General features: G+C 71.1%; 17 protein-coding genes. 4 read left to right on the forward strand and 13 right to left on the reverse strand.

The features are described 5' to 3' along the window. Nucleotides 1-6 precede the first annotated feature (6 nt). On the reverse strand, nt 7-1275 hold the full coding sequence (locus tag ABZ857_RS38215) for a class I SAM-dependent RNA methyltransferase (protein ID WP_357053759.1): 1269 nt from the start codon (nt 1273-1275) through the stop codon (nt 7-9). Next, nucleotides 1272-3314: an APC family permease gene (locus ABZ857_RS38220; RefSeq protein WP_357053761.1), complete on the reverse strand. Its 2043-nt coding sequence runs from the start codon at nt 3312-3314 to the stop codon at nt 1272-1274. The genes ABZ857_RS38215 and ABZ857_RS38220 overlap by 4 nt, the downstream gene beginning before the upstream one ends. Nucleotides 3315-3420: 106 nt before the next feature. Here ABZ857_RS38220 and ABZ857_RS38225 point away from each other — a divergent pair, with 106 nt between their 5' ends. Together ABZ857_RS38225 and ABZ857_RS38230 are read left to right on the forward strand one after the other, a co-directional pair. Then, on the forward strand, nt 3421-4089 hold the full coding sequence (locus ABZ857_RS38225) for a TrkA family potassium uptake protein (protein WP_357053764.1): 669 nt from the start codon (nt 3421-3423) through the stop codon (nt 4087-4089). After that, nucleotides 4089-4757 carry a TrkA family potassium uptake protein gene (locus ABZ857_RS38230; RefSeq protein ID WP_079319352.1) on the forward strand — a complete coding sequence of 223 codons (669 nt, stop codon included), beginning with the start codon at nt 4089-4091 and terminating at the stop codon, nt 4755-4757. Before ABZ857_RS38225 ends, ABZ857_RS38230 begins: the two co-directional genes overlap by 1 nt. 62 nt (nt 4758-4819) lie before the next feature. Here ABZ857_RS38230 and ABZ857_RS38235 read toward each other — a convergent pair whose 3' ends face one another. The 6 genes from ABZ857_RS38235 to valS form a co-directional block, all read right to left on the reverse strand. Continuing rightward, nucleotides 4820-5500: a DUF3159 domain-containing protein gene (locus ABZ857_RS38235; protein WP_357053767.1), complete on the reverse strand. Its 681-nt coding sequence runs from the start codon at nt 5498-5500 to the stop codon at nt 4820-4822. Nucleotides 5501-5516: 16 nt separating this feature from the next. Continuing rightward, nucleotides 5517-5909, reverse strand: a complete 393-nt coding sequence (locus ABZ857_RS38240) for an OB-fold nucleic acid binding domain-containing protein (RefSeq protein WP_030505482.1) — start codon at nt 5907-5909, stop codon at nt 5517-5519. A gap of 177 nt (nt 5910-6086) precedes the next feature. Next, the gene (locus ABZ857_RS38245; protein ID WP_357053771.1) at nt 6087-6767 is read right to left on the reverse strand and encodes a DUF3710 domain-containing protein; all 681 of its coding nucleotides are present in this window, start codon (nt 6765-6767) and stop codon (nt 6087-6089) included. A gap of 47 nt (nt 6768-6814) precedes the next feature. Beyond that, a complete protein-coding gene (dut, locus tag ABZ857_RS38250) occupies nt 6815-7252 on the reverse strand; it encodes a dUTP diphosphatase (RefSeq protein WP_169949412.1) in 438 nt (145 codons plus the stop codon). A 136-nt stretch (nt 7253-7388) separates the two neighbouring features. Next, entirely contained in the window at nt 7389-8582 is a 1194-nt protein-coding gene (locus ABZ857_RS38255) for an AI-2E family transporter (protein WP_357053775.1), read from the reverse strand. A 245-nt stretch (nt 8583-8827) separates the two neighbouring features. Next, nucleotides 8828-11356, reverse strand: a complete 2529-nt coding sequence (valS, locus tag ABZ857_RS38260; RefSeq protein ID WP_357053778.1) for a valine--tRNA ligase — start codon at nt 11354-11356, stop codon at nt 8828-8830. Nucleotides 11357-11425: 69 nt separating this feature from the next. Here valS and ABZ857_RS38265 point away from each other — a divergent pair, with 69 nt between their 5' ends. Beyond that, nucleotides 11426-11743, forward strand: a complete 318-nt coding sequence (locus tag ABZ857_RS38265) for a DUF4235 domain-containing protein (protein WP_225898017.1) — start codon at nt 11426-11428, stop codon at nt 11741-11743. On the opposite strand, the gene ABZ857_RS38270 is transcribed toward ABZ857_RS38265, so the two are convergent. The 5 genes from ABZ857_RS38270 to ABZ857_RS38290 form a co-directional block, all read right to left on the reverse strand. After that, on the reverse strand, nt 11733-13130 hold the full coding sequence (locus ABZ857_RS38270) for a trehalose-6-phosphate synthase (RefSeq protein WP_357053781.1): 1398 nt from the start codon (nt 13128-13130) through the stop codon (nt 11733-11735). The two genes, ABZ857_RS38265 and ABZ857_RS38270, sit on opposite strands and share 11 nt — an antisense overlap. A 359-nt stretch (nt 13131-13489) precedes the next feature. Further along, a complete protein-coding gene (locus ABZ857_RS38275) occupies nt 13490-14293 on the reverse strand; it encodes a hypothetical protein (protein WP_357053784.1) in 804 nt (267 codons plus the stop codon). A 19-nt stretch (nt 14294-14312) separates the two neighbouring features. Further along, complete coding sequence (locus tag ABZ857_RS38280) at nt 14313-14612, reverse strand: DUF4193 domain-containing protein (protein WP_030505490.1); 300 nt, start codon at nt 14610-14612, stop codon at nt 14313-14315. A 258-nt stretch (nt 14613-14870) separates the two neighbouring features. Continuing rightward, entirely contained in the window at nt 14871-16316 is a 1446-nt protein-coding gene (locus ABZ857_RS38285) for a HAMP domain-containing sensor histidine kinase (RefSeq protein ID WP_357053786.1), read from the reverse strand. A 48-nt stretch (nt 16317-16364) separates the two neighbouring features. Continuing rightward, entirely contained in the window at nt 16365-17018 is a 654-nt protein-coding gene (locus tag ABZ857_RS38290; RefSeq protein WP_357053788.1) for a response regulator transcription factor, read from the reverse strand. Nucleotides 17019-17259: 241 nt separating this feature from the next. Here ABZ857_RS38290 and ABZ857_RS38295 point away from each other — a divergent pair, with 241 nt between their 5' ends. Beyond that, the gene (locus ABZ857_RS38295; RefSeq protein WP_179155445.1) at nt 17260-17424 is read left to right on the forward strand and encodes a hypothetical protein; all 165 of its coding nucleotides are present in this window, start codon (nt 17260-17262) and stop codon (nt 17422-17424) included. Nucleotides 17425-17524 lie beyond the last annotated feature (100 nt).

A 17524-nucleotide genomic window follows, 5' to 3' on the forward strand; every position in this document is an offset into this window, starting at 1 on the left:
CCGGGCTCAGTCCCTGACGAGCAGCGCCACGCACTCCACGTGGTGGGTCATGGGGTACTGGTCGAAGGCCCGCAGGTCCTCCAGCCGGTAGCCGTGCTCGCCGAACCAGGCGACGTCCCTGGCCAGCGTGGCCGGGTCGCACGAGACGTACACCACGCGCGAGGCCTCCAGGCCGGCGACGCGCTCGACCACGGGACGGCCGAGACCCGCGCGGGGCGGATCGGCCACCACCAGGTCGGCCCGTTCGATCCGCAGCCGGTCGAGCGCCTCCTCGACCCTGCCCCGCTCGATCCGCGCCTGCGGCAGGTCACGCAGGTTGAACCGGGCGTCCTGCGCCGCCTGTGGCTCGGACTCGATGCCCAGCACGGCGCCCTCGGGGCCGACGGCCTCGGCGAGCCCGGCGGCGAACAGGCCGGCGCCGCAGTAGAGGTCGAGCGCCCACTCCCCAGGCTCCGGCCGGCCCAAGTCGAGCACCGCGCCGAGCAGCGTGGCCGCCGCGCCCGGGTGAACCTGCCAGAAACCGCTCGCGGTGACCCGGAAGTCCCGCTCGCCGACCCGCTCGGTCAGCGAGGCCCGGCCGCGCAGCGCGCGCGTGCCCCGCCTGCCCTCGTCGAGCAGGACCGCGGCGTCCACCTCCGGGATGGCCGCCCGGCGGCGCGGGACGGGTTCGACGATCACGGCCCGATCGCCGCCGGAGGCCGCCACCACCTCGACCGAGGCGGCCCCCGGCCAGGCGAGGCGTTCGGCGCCGACCTCCTCGACGCCGGGGTGCGCGATGAGGCACTCGGTGACGTGCTCGATCTCGTGCGACCGGTGCTTGCGCAGCCCGGCCGTGCCGTCCCGGTCCACGGCGAACCGCACGCGGGTGCGCCATCCGAGGCCGTCCTCCGCCCCCGGCACCTCCTCGACCACGACCTTGAGGTCGAGGCCCGCCAGGCGCCGGAACTGCTCGGCGACCACGTCGGCCTTGAGCCGGCGCTGCGCCGCCGGCGACGCGTGTTGCCAGTCGCAGCCGCCGCAGCGGCCGGGACCGGCGAACGGGCAGGGCGGCGTGACCCGGTCGGGTGAGGGCTCCAGGATCTCGACCGCGTCGGCGCGCAGGAACCGCGCGGTCTCCTCGGTGACCTCGGCGACCACCCGCTCGCCGGGCAGGGCGTGCCGGACGAAGACCACCCGGCCCTCGTGCCTGGCCACGCACCAGCCGCCGTTGGCGACGGCGTCCACCGTCAGTTCGAGCCGTACGCCGCCCATGTCGGCCTCTTTCGTGTCGGTCATGCCTTGACCTGCGTGTCCTTAGGTGGGGGCTGGTAGGAGCGGCGGGAGGCGCCGGGAGCGGCCGGCTCCCTGCGGCCCTTGAGACGGTCGGAGGAGGCGAGCTGGAACGGCACGCTCGTGACCATGACCCCGGGCTTGAACAGCAGCCGGCCCTTGAGCCGCAGCGCGCTCTGGTTGTGCAGGAGGTGCTCCCACCAGCGGCCGACCACGTACTCGGGGATGTAGACCGTCACGACGTCGCGGGGCGAGCGCCGCCGCAGCGACTTCACGTAGTCGAGGATCGGGCCGGTGATCTCCCGGTACGGCGAGTCGAGGATCTTCAGCGGCACCTCGATGCCGCGCCGATCCCACTCGTCCTTGAGCCTGTTCGCCTCGTCGGCGTCCACGCTGACGGTCACGGCCTCCAGGCTCGACGGGCGGGTGGCCCTGGCGTACGCGAGCGCGCGGAGCGTGGGCTTGTGGATCTTGGATACGAGCACGATCGCGTGGTTGCGGGCGGGCAGCAACGACTCGTCGACCTCGAGCCCTTCCGGCGCGGCGAGCTCCTCGGCGACCCGGTCGTAGTGCCGCCTGATGCCCTTCATCATGAGGAACAGCACCGGCATCGCGATGCAGACGATGTACGCGCCGTGGGTGAACTTGGTCGCCAGGACGACGACGAGCACGAGGCCCGTCATGACCGCGCCGAAGCCGTTGATCAGGCGCGAGCGCATCATGTGGAAGCGCGCCCTCGCGTCGGTCTCCGTCCTGAGGTGCCGGGTCCAGTGCCGGACCATGCCGATCTGGCTGAGGGTGAAGGAGACGAACACGCCGACGATGTAGAGGTTGAGCAGCTTGCTCACGTCGGCGTCGAACGCCCAGATCAGCAGACACGCCCCGGCCGCGAGGATGACGATGCCGTTGCTGAACGCGAGGCGGTCGCCCCGGGTGTGGAGCTGACGCGGCAGGTAGCGGTCCTGGGCGAGGATCGAGCCGAGCACCGGGAAGCCGTTGAACGCGGTGTTGGCCGCCAGGAACAGGATGAGGGCGGTCACCGCGGCGATCACGACGAACAGGAACGAGCCGTGGCCGAAGACGGCCGAGGCGACCTGCGCGATGATCGGCTGCTGGTAGTAGCCGGGCCCGGCCGGGTGGCCGTCGATGATGACGTTGCTGGCCACGAGCGCCGGGTCGGTCAGCTTCACCCCGGACTTGAGGCCGAGGAAAATGATCCCGCTGAACATGGTGACCGCGATGAGGCCCATCATCAGCAGCGTCGTCGCGGCGTTCTTGCTCTTGGGCTTGCGGAAGGCCGGCACGCCGTTGCTGATCGCCTCGACGCCGGTGAGCGCCGCGCAGCCGGAGGAGAAGGCGCGCAGCACCAGGAACGCCATCGCGAATCCGGCGAGATTGGCCTGCTCCCCGATGATGCGGTAGTCGGCGGTGGGGGCGCGCAGGTCGTCGCCGAGCACGATCAGCCGGAACAGGCCCCACGCGACCATGCCGATGACGGCGATCATGAAGGCGTAGGTGGGAACGGCGAACGCGACACCCGATTCCCGGATGCCGCGCAGATTCATGATCGTCAGGAGTACGACGATGGCTATCGCGACGAGTGGACGGTGTTCGGCGACGAAGGGAATCGTCGCGCCCACGTAGTCGGCGCCGTTGGCGACCGACACCGCCACGGTCAACACGTAGTCGACCAGCAGGGCGCTCGCGACGGTCAGTCCCGCGGTCGGTCCCAGGTTCGTCGTGGCCACCTCGTAGTCGCCGCCGCCGCTGGGATAGGCGTGCACGTTCTGCCGATAGGAGGCGACCACCGTGAGCATGACGAGGACGACCCCCGCCGCGACCCACGGGCTGACGCTGTAGAGGGCCACCCCGCCGATCGACAGGATGACCAGGATCTCCTGCGGCGCGTACGCCACCGAGGACAGCGCGTCACTGGCGAAGACCGGCAGTGCCACGCGCTTGGGCAGCAGCTGGTGGTGGAGCTGGGTGCTCCGCAGAGCCCGCCCCACGAGGAGCCGCTTGACAAGATCTGGCACCTTCGACACGTCTGTTGAGCCTAGTCCCCCGGTGCCGTGCCCGGGTCATGCGGTGTGCGGCACTGGCGACATACTGTCTGCATTAGGAGACCGCCACAACCCACGGCGGGGGAGCATGCATATTGTGATCATGGGATGCGGACGGGTCGGCTCGACCCTGGCGCACATCCTTGAGGACAACGGGCACTCGGTCGCCGTGATCGACCGCGACCCGCAGGCGTTCCGGCGGCTGCGGGCCGGCTTCCGGGGCCGCAGGGTCACCGGCATCGGCTTCGACCGCGACGTGCTCGAAGAGGCCGGCATCGCCTCGGCCGCCGCCTTCGTCGCCGTGAGCAGCGGGGACAACTCCAACATCATCTCCGCCCGGGTCGCGCGGGAGATGTTCGGCGTGGACACCGTGGTCGCCCGCATCTACGACCCCCGCCGGGCCGAGGTCTACCAGCGGCTCGGCATCCCCACCGTGGCGACGGTCCGCTGGACCGCCGACCAGATCCTGCGCCGGGTGCTGCCCGAGGGCGCGGAACCCCTCTGGCGGGACCCGACCGGCACGGTCGTCCTCGCCGAGGTGGCCTTCCACCAGGGCTGGATCGGCACCCGGGCCAGGGTGATCGAGGACGTCACCGGCGCGCGCGTGGCCTTCGTCAACCGTATGGGCGAGTCGCTCGTGCCGAAGGACGCGACCGTCCTGCAGGAGGGCGACCTCCTCCACCTGGTCGCCGCCGAGAACGACATGGACCGCATCAACAAGGTGCTGTCCGCCCCGCCGTCCGACGAGGAGCACTGATGCGCGTCACCATCGCCGGCGCCGGAGCCGTCGGCCGCTCCATCGCGGCGGAGCTCCTGGAGAACGGCCACGAGGTCCTGCTCATCGACATCGACCCCCGCGCCATCAAGATCGACAGCGTGCCGCGGGCCGAGTGGCTGCTGGCCGACGCCTGCGAGATCTCCTCACTGGACGAGGCCGGGCTGAACAGCTGCCAGGTCGTGATCGCCGCCTCCGGCGACGACAAGGTCAACCTCGTGGTCTCGCTGCTCGCCAAGACCGAGTACGGCGTGCCGCGGGTGGTCGCCCGGGTCAACCACCCCAAGAACGAGTGGCTGTTCAACGAGTCGTGGGGCGTGGACGTCGCCGTCTCGACCCCGCGCCTGCTGTCGGCCCTGGTCGAGGAGGCGGTCAGCGTCGGCGACCTGGTGCGCCTGATGACCTTCCGGCAGGGCCAGGCCAACCTGGTGGAGCTCACTCTGGCGGAGGACGCCCCGGTGGTCGGCCAGCGGGCGGGCTCGGTGCCGTGGCCGGTGGACGCCGCCCTCGTGGCGATCCTGCGCGAGGGCCGCGTGCTGGTCCCCTCGGCCGACGACCCGCTGGAGGCCGGCGACGAGCTGCTGTTCGTGGCCAGCCAGGAGGTCGAGCACGAGCTCACCGAACTGCTGTCGGCCCACGAGCGTCCCTGACCCACGAACGACTCAGGCCCCGGGCACGTGCCCGGGGCCTGAGTCGTTCGTGTGTCTGCTTGTCAGACGGACGGCTGCGCGGGCGGCTGGACACCGGGCTCGATCGGGGTGCGGCCCCGGGCGAGCACCCACACCATCGCGGCCAGCCCCGCGACCTGCAGCGGCCAGCCCAGGGCGATCTTCGCCACGCCGAGGGCGGTCACCTGGTCCGACCAGTAGAGCGGCAGCTGGATCACCACCCGCAGCAGGCACGGCAGCATGAGCAGCCACGTCAGCCGCGAGCACAGCCGGACCAGCGCGGAGTCGTTGTGCCAGGCCGTCGGGTCGCCGGTCACCGAGCCGATCAGGAAGCCCACGATCGGCCAGCGGACCACGATCGACAGCAGCATGCCGGCGGCGTAGGCCGCGTTGTAGAGGATCCCCGGCAGGAACACGTCCTTGGCGTCGCCGGTGCGGGCCGCGAAGAACGCGCCGATACCGATGCCGACGAGACTGTTGAGCACGAACTGCGGCGTCGTGCGCTGCGCGAGCCGCACCAGCAGGAGCGCCACAGCCGAGGCGATGCCGACGATCAGCGAGGTCTTCAGCTCGCTGGTGCCCATCCACGTGCCGGTGAAGGCGAGCGTGGGCACCGCCGCCTCGACGATCCCCCGCCTGCCGCCCAGCGCCTTGCTCATCTGGGCGCGAACCGCCGCCTCGACGGTGGCGTGCGCCCCGGGGGCCGTCATGTCCGCTGTGCTCATACGGTCTCCTGAGAGATCAAGGGCCACCGGCCGGGCGTAGCTCGTAGCGGGGGTTGAACATGACCTTGCGGCCGTCCTGGACGCTGACCAGCCCCTCGGCTCGCACCACCCGGCCCGGCTCGATGCCGGCGATCTTCCGGCGGCCGAGCCAGACCAGGTCGATCACGTCCGACCCGTCGTACAGCTCCGCCTCGAGGGCGGGCGCGCCACCGCGCGGGCGGAGGGTCACGGTGCGCAGCGTGCCCGCCACGCAGGTCCGCTGGCGCTCACCGCACCGGGCGATGGGGGTGGCCCCCTGCTGCTCCAGGTCCTCCTGGAGTTCGGCGGCCTCCAGCTCGGCCTGGCTGGTGGTCAGCCTTCGGAAGAAGCCCCGCAGTCCGCCGCGTCTGGCAGGCTCCGGCGTGCCCATCGGTCACTCACCCAGCTTCCTCACTCGCCGTCCCCCCTCGGGGGGATTCGTCGTCCTGGCTCCAGCCTAGGCCGTCGTTTCCCACCGCAGCATACGTGAGCGGCCCACGGGCCAGAAGGACGGTCAGGGCAGGGCTTGCCCCCCGATTCGGTCAACCGGCGCCGCCCCGGGCGGGCGTCAGCGGATCTCGCTGATCTCGGGACCGCGCTCGAAGGGCCGCAGCTCCTCCCGCCGGGGCCCCTGCTGCTCCTCCATGGCCTGCCGGGCCTCGGCGGGCAGGCGGAGCTGGATCGCCTCCCTGGGTGGCATCGGCTCGTCGCCGCGCACGACGACGATGCCGCGCACGACGTCCTCCAGGATCCGCGCCGCCTCCGGGTCGACCGCCGCCCTGCCGCTGATCACGGCGCGGAGGAACCATCGCGGCCCGTCGACGCCGACGTAGCGCACCGGCTGCCGTCCCTGCGCCTGGCCCGGTGCGGGCACCTCGGCCGCGATCTCGGGGCCGAACGGGCCGTCCCGGTCCTCGGCCGAGCCGCCGGCGGCCACCACCTCACGGGCGAGCTCGGCCCGCACCTCGTCCCAGATCCCGCTGCGCTTGGGCGCGGCGAAGGCGTTCACCTGCAGGGCGCTCTCCTCGACCAGGACGATCACGCCGTCGACCTGGTCGCCCGCCATGCTGAGCTGGATCTCGAATCCGGGACCGACGGGCAGGCGCAGGCCCCCCAGGTCCACCCGCTCGGCCTCCGGGTAGTCGTCATCGGCGTCCCAGGGGCCCGTCGTCCGCGCCGGGGCGGGGCTCTCCTCCCGCACGACGGCTGGTGCGGTCTCCTCCTCCGCGCGTCGCCGGCGTCGCAACACTTCTCTCACTCTCCTCGCATCGTGGCCCGTTCCCGGGCCCCGCGGTGTCAGCTTCCCGTCGAACCGAACCCGTTCGTGCCCCGTACGGAGCCGGGCAACCGGTCGACCTCGTAGAAAGCCGCCCGTTCCACCCGCTGGACGACGAGCTGGGCGATGCGGTCGCCGCGCCGGAGCCGTACCGCGTCCTTGGCATCGGTGTTGATCATCGTCACCCTGATCTCGCCCCGGTAGCCGGCGTCGATCGTGCCCGGCGCGTTGACCAGCGTGACGCCGTGCCGGGCCGCCAGGCCCGAACGCGGATGAACGAAGGCGGCGTATCCGTCCGGCAGCGCGATGGCGACGCCGGTCCGCACCACCGCCCGCTCGCCGGGCAGCAGCTCGACGTCCTCAGCCGCGTACAGGTCGGCCCCGGCGTCGCCCGGGTGCGCGTACGACGGGAGCGGAAGGTCCGGGTCGAGCCGGTGGATCAGGATCTCGACGCTCATCCGGCGGCCTCGATCCCGCGCACGGCGACGACCGCGGCGCGTCTCGGGCCCGGCGATCCAGGGTTCGGCACAGCACTGCTCATGCCATCGCTCATGAGGCAAGACCCTACCCCTTGCGCTGGGGGGACACCGCCTCTCACGCTCCCGAGGACGGGCGTGCCGTCTCCGGTTCCTGCCCGCCGTGCCCCTGGCTTGCGAGCTGGGGCGCGTGAGAGGGCTCGGGCTCCGGGTGCGGGGGCACGGCTCCGGCCTCCGCGGCGCCGGGCGGGCCGCCTTCGGCCTCCGCGGCGCCGGGCTGGCCGCCTTCGGTTGGTGGCTCGATGGCGGGCTGCCCGCGGCGAAGCTCGGGCAGCGCGCGGTAGATGACCGCCGTGAGCGGCACGGCCACCACGGCGCCCGCGATGCCGCCGAGCACACCGCCCACCGCGAGGACGAGGATGATCGCCAGAGGGTGGAACTCCAGGGCCCGGCCCACGATGAGCGGCTGGAGCACGTGGTTCTCCAGCTGCTGCTCGACCACCAGGATGCCCACGAAGATCAGCGCGTACACCCAGCCCTGGGAGCCGAAGGTGACCAGCGTCGCGATGCCGCCCGCGAACAGGATGCCGACGATCGGGATGAAGCTGGCCAGGAAGACCAGCACCGCGAGGGGCGCCCACAGCGGCACCCGCATCCCGGCGAGCACCACTCCGATCACGAGCCCGTGGATGGCCGCGACCGCGACCGTGCCGTGCACGTAGTGGGAGATCGTCGCCCAGGCGGCGCGGCCCGCGCGGTCGACGCGCGGCGCGGCGCCGCCGAAGGCGCGCAGGAACCAGGCCCAGATCCGGTCGCCGTCCTTCAGCAGGAAGAAGGTCACGAAGAGGATCAGCACGATGGAGGTGAGCACCTCGACGACCGCGGTGGCGCCACTCAGCACCGTGCTGGTGATCTGACTGCGATATTGGGTGACCTGGCTGCTGAGCTGGTCCACGAAGTCGGCGATCTGCGCCTCCTTCAGGTGGAGGGGGCCGTGCAGCAGCCAGTCCTGGACGTTGCGCACGGTGACCTGGATCTGCAGGACCAGCCTGGGGAACTCCTCGTTCGCCCGGACGCCGATCAGGAACCCGATGCCGACGATCAGCGCGAGGCCCAGCAGCATCGTGATCCATGTCGCGTAGATCGGCCGGAGCCCGGCGGCACGCAGCCGTCGGGTCAGCGGATAGAGCAGGGCCGCGAGCAGCAGCGCGACGACCACCGGCATGACGACGAAGCTGATCCTGCCGATGATCTGCCACAGGAAATAGACCATCGCGCCGAGCAGCAGCAAGCGCCAGCTCCACGCGGCCATCGTGGCCAGCGTCGGCGGAACCCTCTCCGTGGTACTGCGGTTAGACGGGATCACGGATCCAGCCTGGCATGTCGGCGGGCGGGACGCGCAGTCGTTTTACCCGCGTACGGCGGTCGTTTTACCACTATCCCTCCGCAGACCCCCGGCCGCGCGCCGAAACACCCGGGAACGCCCTGGAACGTCCCAGTAACGATCGCCGGCCACCGCCGTCACCACGCGGGCACGGCGGCGGCCGGCGGTGGGCCTCACGCGGTGAGCTCGGCGATTGCCTCCAGCGGGCCGTCACCGGGTTCGAGGACGAACTCCTCGACGTTGCCGGCCGCGCACAGGTCGTCCTGGGCCGGCCGGACGAGGTCCGCCTGGTCCCCCGACACGGTCAGCCGGGAGACCTCGGCCCGCATCGACAGCCGCGCCTCGGACTTGGCGCGCCGCACCCGGCGGAGCACCTCCGCCACGGCGTCCAGCACCGCGGGGTCGCCCTGCCCCGCCTCGGGCAGCTCGTCCGGGGACGGCCATGGCGCGCGGTGCACCGAGCCCTCCCGCCACCACGACCAGACCTCCTCGGTCACGAACGGCAGGAACGGCGCGAACAGCCGCAGCAGCACGCCGAGCGCCCGCCGCAGGGCGGCCACGGCCGAGGCGTCCCCGTCGTACGCGCGGGCCTTGACCAGCTCCACGTAGTCGTCGCAGAACGACCAGAAGAACCGCTCCGTCCGCTCCAGCGCCCGCGTGTAGTCGTACGACTCGAACGCCTCGGTGGCCTCGGCGATGACCGCCCGCAGCGCGGCCAGCATGGACAGGTCGACCGGCTCGGTGACCTCGCCGCCGCCCTCGGAGCGGAAGCCGAGCACGAACTTCGACGCGTTCAGGATCTTGATGGCCAGCCGGCGGCCGATCTTGATCTGCCCGGTGTCGAACGCCGTGTCGGTGCCGGGGCGCCCGCTCGCCGCCCAGTAGCGGACCGCGTCGGAGCCGTACTCCTCCAGCAGGCCCATGGGCGTGACCACGTTGCCCTTGGACTTCGACATCTTCTTGCGGTCGGGGTCGAGGATCCATCCCGAGATCGCCGCGTGCCGCCAGGGCAGCCCGCCGTGCTCCAGGTGCGACCGGACGACCGTGGAGAACAGCCAGGTACGGATGATCTCGTGGGCCTGGGGTCGCAGGTCCATCGGGAACACGCGGCGGAACAGGTCGTCGTCGCGCTCCCACCCGGCGGCGATCTGCGGGCTCAGCGAGGAGGTCGCCCAGGTGTCCATGACGTCGGGGTCGGCGGTGAAGCCGAGCGGCTTGCCCCGCTGGTCCTCCGAGAAGCCGGGCGGCACGTCGCTGGACGGGTCGACCGGCAGCGCCGACTCGGGCGGGACGATCGGCGCCTCGTGGATCGGCTCTCCGTCGGCGTCGAGCGGATACCAGACCGGGATCGGCACGCCGAAGAACCGCTGGCGGGAGATCAGCCAGTCGCCCGCCAGGCCTTCCACCCAGTTGTCGTACCTGACCCGCATGTGCGGCGGGTGCCACTGCAGCTCCCGGCCGCGCTCCAGCAGCTCGGCGCGCAGCTTGGCGTCCCTGCCGCCGTTGCGGATGTACCACTGCCGGGTGGTGACGATCTCGAGGGGCCGGTCGCCCTTCTCGTAGAACTTCACCGGCCGCTGGATCTTGCGCGGCTCGCCGTCCAGGTGGCCGGACTCGCGCAGCATCTCCACGATCCGCTCGCGCGCGCTGTGCACCGTCTTGCCGGCCAGCTCGGCGTACGGCTCGGCCGGCACGCCCTGCGGCGGCTCGGGGAGCAGGCGGCCGTCCCAGCCGATCACCGGCCGGGTGGGCAGGTCGAGCTCGCGCCACCAGGTGACGTCGGTGACGTCGCCGAAGGTGCAGATCATCGCGATGCCCGAGCCCTTGTCGGGCTCGGCGAGGTGGTGGGCCAGGACCGGCACCTCGACCCCGAAGACCGGGGTGCGGACCGTGGTGCCGAACAACGGCCGGTATCGCTCGTCGTCGGGGTGGGCGACCAGCGCCACGCAGGCCGGGATCAGCTCGGGCCGGGTCGTCTCGATCCACACGGGATCGCCCTCGCCGGACGGCCGCTCGAACCCGATGCGGTGGAAGGCGCCGGGCCACTCCCGGTCCTCCAGCTCGGCCTGGGCCACCGCCGTGCGGAACGTCACGTCCCACAGCGTCGGGGCCTCGGCGACGTACGCCTCACCGCGGGCGAGGTTGCGCAGGAACGCGCGCTGGGACGCCGCCCGGGCTCCTGCGTCGATGGTCGCGTAGGTCATCGACCAGTCCACCGACAGGCCGAGGCGCCGCCACAGCTCCTCGAACGCCTTCTCGTCCTCGGCGGTCAGCCGCTCGCACAGCTCGATGAAGTTGCGCCGCGAGATCGGCACCTGCCGCTTGGCGTCCGGCTTCTCGGGCGGCGTGAAGCCCGGGTCGTACGGCATGGAGGGGTCGCAGCGCACGCCGAAGTGGTTCTGCACGCGGCGCTCGGTGGGCAGGCCGTTATCGTCCCACCCCATCGGGTAGAAGACCTCGCGCCCCCGCATCCGCCGGTAGCGGGCGATCGTGTCCGTGTGCGTATAGGAGAAGACGTGCCCCACGTGAAGGGACCCGGACACGGTGGGCGGCGGGGTGTCGATGGAGTAGACCTCGTCCCTTCCCCGGGACCGGTCGAACCGATAGGTGCCCTCGGCCTCCCAGCGCGCTACCCATACCGCCTCCAGGCCGTCGAGTGTGGGTTTCTCGGGCATGGCTGCGGGGAGTCGCTGTTCGGTCATGCCACCACATGGTATGGCGTGGACCGTCACCCCGCGGGGAGACACTAAGGTCGTTATCGAGGAGGAATCATGGCGGACATGGCTCGGGAGGCCAAGCGCGAACTCGGCGCGACGGACAAGCCCGACATGCAGTGGCGGATCGTCGGCGGCCTGCTCGGCCTGGCGGTGGGCTTCTGCTCGCGCAAGGTGCTGTCGTTCGCGTGGGAGAAGGCGACCGGCAAGAAACCGCCGGCGAGCGCCGACTCCCCCGACATCGGACTCGGCGAGGCGATCGCGTACGCCGTGGTGATGGGCCTGGGCATGGAGATCACGCGAATCGTCGTCACGCGGTCGGCGGCGAAGAAGTGGCGCTCCTGGAAGGACGCCGCCCGGGACCTCACTCCCTAGGAGCGGCCGGCTCCCCGGACTCCAGGGCCGTGAGGAAGTCGCTGGCCCACCTGTCCACGTCGTAGGTCGCGACCCTGCGCCTGAGCGAGCGCATCCGGCGCGCCAGCTCGTGCGGGGTCGCCCGCATCGCCGCCAGCATCGTCCGCTTCATGCCGGCGATGTCGTACGGGTTGACCATGTAGGCCTGGCGCAGCTCGTCGGCCGCCCCGGCGAACTCGCTCAGCACGAGCGCCCCGCGCAGGTCGTGGCGGCAGGCGACGTACTCCTTGGCGACGAGGTTCATGCCGTCGCGCAGCGGCGTGACGACCATGACGTCGGCCGCGCAGTAGAGCGCCGCCAGCTCCTCCTTCTTGTACGACTGGTGGAGGTAGGAGATCGGCATGCGGCCGAGCACGCCGTGCTCGCCGTTGATGCGGCCCACCCTCAGCTCGATGTCGTTGCGCAGCCGGATGTATTCGGCGACCCGCTCGCGGGTGGGCGTGGCGACCTGCACGAAGACCGCCTCGTCCGGCTTGATCGCCCCGTCGTCGAGCAGCTCGCCGAAGGCCTTGAGCCGCTGGCCGATGCCCTTGGTGTAGTCGAGCCTGTCGACGCCGAGCAGCACGTGCTCGGGATCGCCCAGCTCGGCGCGGATCTCCTTGGCCCGCTGCTGGACGCGCGGCTCGCGGACGAGCTGGTCCAGCTCGCCGAAGTCGACCGAGATCGGGAACGACTCGGCGCGCACCGTCCGGTCTTCGAGCTGGATCTCGTTGCGGAGGTACTGCACGCCGAGCAGGCGGCGGCACAGGCGCAGGAAGTTGGCGGCGCCGCCGGGCCGCTGGAAGCCGACGAGATCGGCCCCGAGCAGTCCTTCGAGGATCTCGTTGCGCCACGGCAGCTGGTAGAACAGCTCGCCCGGCGGGAACGGGATGTGCAGGAAGAACCCGATCTTCAGGTCGGGCCGCAGCTTCCGCAGCATCGCGGGCACGAGCTGGAGCTGGTAGTCCTGCACCCAGACGACCGCGCCGGGCGCGGCGGCGTCCGCGGCCGCGCGGGCGAACCTGTCGTTGACCGCCCGGTACGCGTCCCAGAGCACGCGCGAGTAGACGGGCGTGGCGACCACGTCGTGGTAGAGCGGCCACAGGGTGGCGTTGGAGAAGCCTTCGTAGTACAGCTCGACCTCAAGCTGGGACAGGGGGATGGGGATCAGGTGCATCCCGTCGTGGTCGAAGGGCTTCAGCTCCTCTCCCGCCGCCCCGGTCCAGCCGAGCCAGGCCCCGTCACGGCGTTGCATGACGGGCGCGATGGCGGTCACGAGCCCGCCCGGGCTCCGCCGCCACTCGTTCTCGCCCACGCGATCGACCGGCAGCCGGTTCGCGACGATCAGAAATGAGCTGGTGCCACGCATGAATCCCCTCCAGGTGGTCGCCTGTGACCACCATACGGAAAGTCACCAGTGGCCCCCATACCCGTAAGGACATGCACAATTCCCACCTGCGTTTGTGAGAATGATCTCACGCAGCTCATGCGGGGTCGGCAATAGGTTTAGACCAATCGGTGACACTTCAGTATCCGGAAGATCAGGACGGCCGGAGAGTGCCGATTGGGACGGGCACCTGGACTGATGCGCGTTTCGCCGGCGACGCGGACCCGGGCGGAGAGGGGATCGGCCCGCGGGACGGGGACCGGCGCGGAAGGGGATCAGCCCCGGATCAGCCCCGGATCAGCCCCGGATCAGCCCCGGATCAGCCCCGGATCAGCTCCGGATCAGCCCCGTGGATCAGCCTCGGATCGGCTCGGCGGCAGGGCGTCGGCCGGGCGGCCGGGCGGCAGGGAGCGCTGGCGGCGCAGGTCCGCGCGCACGGCCTCGGCGAGCTTCTTGGTGGCGGCCCGGTTCAGCGCGCCGCCCGCGACGGCGCCGGTGAGGAAGGGGCCGAGCGTGGTGAGGTGGCGGCCGAGCGTGCGCATCAGGCGGTTGCGCAGCGCGGTCTTGGCGGCGGTCCCGAGCGCGAGCGTGGCCGAGCCGGGGGCGAGGGGGTTGACGCCCCGCTGCTTGGACCAGGCGAGCGCGAACGCGGTCGCCCTCTGGGTGCCGGTGCCGGGGACGTGCACGCCGTACACCTCGTGCAGTTCGGCGAGGAGCTTCACTTCGATGGCCGCGACGACCAGCGTCTCGGCCACGATCTGGGCGGGTGCGGACAGCAGGAGCGGCGGGGCGGCGAACTCGGCCGCGGCGAGCGCTCCGCCGACCGCGCCGACCGCCGTCGTCGCCTTCGCGGCGGTGCGGACGAGGTCGTCGGCGAGCTGCTCGCCGGTGAGCCCGTAGTGGTGTTCCCGCAGCGTCTCGTAGTCCCTGACCGGTAACCGCGGGGCGATGTTCATGAAGACGTCGGCCAGCCATCGGCCCCGGCCGGTGCCTCGTACGCGTGCCTTCCTGGCGGACCGCACCAAGGCCCCGCTGAGGCGGCCGAGCAGCCGACGCCGCTCGGCCCCGTCCGTCTCCTCAGGGGCGACGAGTTTGCCGACCAGGTCGGCCACCTCGTTGTTTGATTCATCCGCTGCTGAAGTCACGGACCCTCCCAAGGGTCTCCTAGGCGGCGCACTCGCGGCAGACCTGCTGGCCGTTCTTCTCCGAGGCCAGCTGGCTGCGGTGGTGCACCAGGAAGCACCGCGAGCAGGTGAATTCGTCGGCCTGCCGAGGAATCACCCGCAGCGAGAGCTCCTCGTTCGACAGATCCGCCCCCGGCAGCTCCAGCGACTCGGCCAGATCGGTCTCGTCGATGTCGATGCTGCCCGACGACTTGTCACTCCTACGCGCCTGGAGTTCCTGAAGGCTGTCCTCGTTGAGGTCGTCGTCGGTCTTACGCGGGCTGTCGTAGTCGGTAGCCATCTGCTACTCCATCCCCCTCATCTATCTGCCTGCGCCTGTGTCGCGCGTGGATAACGCTCGGAAGGCCGGTGTTGTGCCCGCGGGGGCCGGTAAATTGTGCATTCGGTACCCGCTTGGACGAACACTGAACCTTCCGAAACGCGAGGGGCATCCCACCGGGTCCTGCGGTTAGCCAAATATGGCGAAAACCACAGTATCGGCGGTATCCCCACCGCGTTCGACGGCACATCCAACCACATGTGCGGCGCGCACGCTCCATCAGCGCGCCGACTGCGGCGTCCCCGGAGATGCCCCGGCTCCGGACAGACGCACCGTCACCACGAGACCACCCCCGTCGCGGGGAACGGCGGCGACCGTTCCGCCGTGCGCGCGGACGATCGCGCGCACGATGGACAGGCCGAGACCCGCGCCCTTGGCGGACTGGACCCGGTCGGCGTTCAGGCGCCGGAACGGCTCGAACAGGCTCTCCACCTCGTACGCGGGAACGTGCGGTCCCGTGTTCGCGACCTGAACAACCGCACCCCCGTCGACAATTCCCGTCCGGACCCACACTTTTCCGGACTCGCCGAGATTGTGCTTGATGCCGTTCTCGACGAGGTTGGAGACACAGCGTTCTATGAGAACGGGGTCGCCCGTCGTGGCCGCCGGGTGGAGGTCGTGCTCGACGGTGACACCCTCTTCCTCGGCGAACGGGGCCAGTTGCTCCACCGCCGTCCTGGCGACCTCCTGGACGTCCACGGGCTTGCGCACCGACAGCTCGCGCTCGCTGCGGGCGAGCAGCAGCAGGCCCTCGATCAGCCGCTCGTTGCGCGCGGTGGTGCCCAGGAGCGTGCGCCCGAGCACCTTGAGATCGTCCGACGCCTCGGGGTCGGACAGGGCCACCTCCAGCACCGTACGGTTGATCGCCAGTGGCGTCCGCAGCTCGTGCGAGGCGTTGTCCACGAACCTCCGCTGCGCGTCGAAGGCGGTGTTGAGCCGGGTGAGCATCGCGTCGAAGGTGTCGGCCAGCTCCTTCAGCTCGTCGTCGGGGCCCTGCAGGTCGATGCGCTCGTGGGCGAGCGAGGTCTCCGACAGCTTCCTCGCGGTCGCCGTCATCTTCATGACCGGCCGCAGCGCCCGGTCCGCCACGACGTACCCGAGCATCAGGGCGAAGATCCCCACGCCGAGCAGCGCCAGCAGCGCCCGCTTCAGCAGCTCGCTGCGCGCCGCCGAGGTGACCTCGACCTGCGACTGGGCGAACTGGTGGTTGACCTGGTCGATCCACTCCTGCGGCACGGCCCCGCTGGGAATGAAGATCTTCGGCGTGTTCTGCCAGCCGATGTCGATCGCCTGGCCGACCAGCACGTACATGACCACCACCAGCAGCGCGCCGGCGACGAAGACCAGCGCGGCGTAGGTGAGGGTCAGCCGCCAGCGGATGCTGACGCGGTTCTGCAGCGACTTGATCTCGTCGAGCAGGTTGCCCCGCTGGACCGGGTGGGCGACCAGGGGCGGCGGGCCGTCCCAGGCGGGCGGGCCGCTGGGCGGCGGCGGCACCTGGCTGCGGTAGGGGCCGGTGCCCATCGGGTTCGACATCCGGCGGGTGGGACCCGCCGCCTGTCCGCCGGCCGGCGCGCCCGGCGTGGTCGTGGCGCGGTCGGTCCCTCCCGGCGGCGGGAGGATCTGCGGCGTCCCCCTCTCGGAGGCGTCACGCGGTTCGCTCACAGGGCCCCCTCCCCCGGGATGTAGCGGAGACGACGGCGGCGCGGGTCGTCACAGCCGGTACCCGACACCGGGCACGGTCTCGATGGCCGGTGGGTCGCCCAGCTTCTTGCGCAGCGTCATCATGGTCACCCTGACCACGTTGGTGAACGGGTCGATGTTCTCGTCCCACGCCTTGTCGAGCAGGTCCTCCTGGCTGACGACGGCGCCCTCGGCCCGCATCAGCTCCTCCAGCACCGCGAACTCCTTCTTGGTGAGGTGGATCTCGGCCCCGTCCCTCGTCACCTGGCGCTTGCCGGGGTCGAGCCTGATGCCGGCACGCTCGAGCACGGGCGGCAGCGGCGGCGCGGACCTGCGGCCGAGCGCGCGCACCCGGGCCACGAGCTCCATGAACACGAACGGCTTGGCCAGGTAGTCGTCGGCCCCGAGCTCCAGCCCCTCGACCTTGTCGTCCACGTCGCCCGCGGCGGTCAGCATGATGATCCGCGATGCCGACCGCTGGGCGACCAGGCGGCGGGCCACCTCGTCGCCGTGCACCTTGGGCAGGTCGCGGTCGAGCACGATCACGTCGTAGTCGATGTAGCCGGTCTTCTCCAGAGCGGCGGCGCCGTCGTAGGCGACGTCCACGGCCATCGCCTCCCGGCGGAGGCCGGTGGCGATCGCGTCCGCGAGCACCCGCTCGTCCTCCACCACAAGCACGCGCATCAAGTCCTCCTAGCTGGTACGACGCCCTTCATTGTGGTCATATTCGACGTAAGCCGCCGGTAAGCGGTTCCTGCGCTCTACGTGACGTAGAGCACAGAAATTCACAGGTTTGCGGTCGGTCCGGACATGGGTAAGGCCCCGGACACCCTCCATTGTCGTGTGCCGGGGAAGGGCGCGCCTCTCCGCAGGATCGTGCCGGAGCCCCCCGTGACACGTTTCGCCCCCTGAGAAAGAAGGTGAGATGGGCGAGTTCACGACCACGATCGAAACCAGGCTCGACCAGGCCTACAAGGGTCTTGAAGAGGCCACCACGAGCGGGGACGACTTCCTCGCCGACACCCTCACCGCCGAGATCGAGGACCTGCACCGCCTCGCCGAGGATCACGGCATTTCCATCCAGCGCTGACCGCTAGGACGGCCAGCCAGTTACTCGACGACGTCACGGCCCCGGTGGAGGGCTCGACCCCCGTCCCCGTACGGGCCGAGGACCCGTGGAACGGCCGCAC

Source organism: Microbispora sp. NPDC046933 (genome assembly GCF_040644635.1).
Taxonomy (GTDB): Bacteria; Actinomycetota; Actinomycetes; order Streptosporangiales; family Streptosporangiaceae; genus Microbispora.

Coding starts and splice junctions, on each gene's coding strand:
- ABZ857_RS38215 (WP_357053759.1), bottom strand. CDS start 1,275: ATGACCGACACGAAAGAGGCCGACATGGGCGGCGTACGGCTCGAACTG.
- ABZ857_RS38225 (WP_357053764.1), top strand. CDS start 3,421: ATGCATATTGTGATCATGGGATGCGGACGGGTCGGCTCGACCCTGGCG.
- ABZ857_RS38230 (WP_079319352.1), top strand. CDS start 4,089: ATGCGCGTCACCATCGCCGGCGCCGGAGCCGTCGGCCGCTCCATCGCG.
- ABZ857_RS38235 (WP_357053767.1), bottom strand. CDS start 5,500: ATGAGCACAGCGGACATGACGGCCCCCGGGGCGCACGCCACCGTCGAG.
- ABZ857_RS38240 (WP_030505482.1), bottom strand. CDS start 5,909: ATGGGCACGCCGGAGCCTGCCAGACGCGGCGGACTGCGGGGCTTCTTC.
- dut (WP_169949412.1), bottom strand. CDS start 7,252: ATGAGCGTCGAGATCCTGATCCACCGGCTCGACCCGGACCTTCCGCTC.
- ABZ857_RS38255 (WP_357053775.1), bottom strand. CDS start 8,582: ATGGCCGCGTGGAGCTGGCGCTTGCTGCTGCTCGGCGCGATGGTCTAT.
- valS (WP_357053778.1), bottom strand. CDS start 11,356: ATGACCGAACAGCGACTCCCCGCAGCCATGCCCGAGAAACCCACACTC.
- ABZ857_RS38265 (WP_225898017.1), top strand. CDS start 11,426: ATGGCGGACATGGCTCGGGAGGCCAAGCGCGAACTCGGCGCGACGGAC.
- ABZ857_RS38270 (WP_357053781.1), bottom strand. CDS start 13,130: ATGCGTGGCACCAGCTCATTTCTGATCGTCGCGAACCGGCTGCCGGTC.
- ABZ857_RS38280 (WP_030505490.1), bottom strand. CDS start 14,612: ATGGCTACCGACTACGACAGCCCGCGTAAGACCGACGACGACCTCAAC.
- ABZ857_RS38290 (WP_357053788.1), bottom strand. CDS start 17,018: ATGCGCGTGCTTGTGGTGGAGGACGAGCGGGTGCTCGCGGACGCGATC.
- ABZ857_RS38295 (WP_179155445.1), top strand. CDS start 17,260: ATGGGCGAGTTCACGACCACGATCGAAACCAGGCTCGACCAGGCCTAC.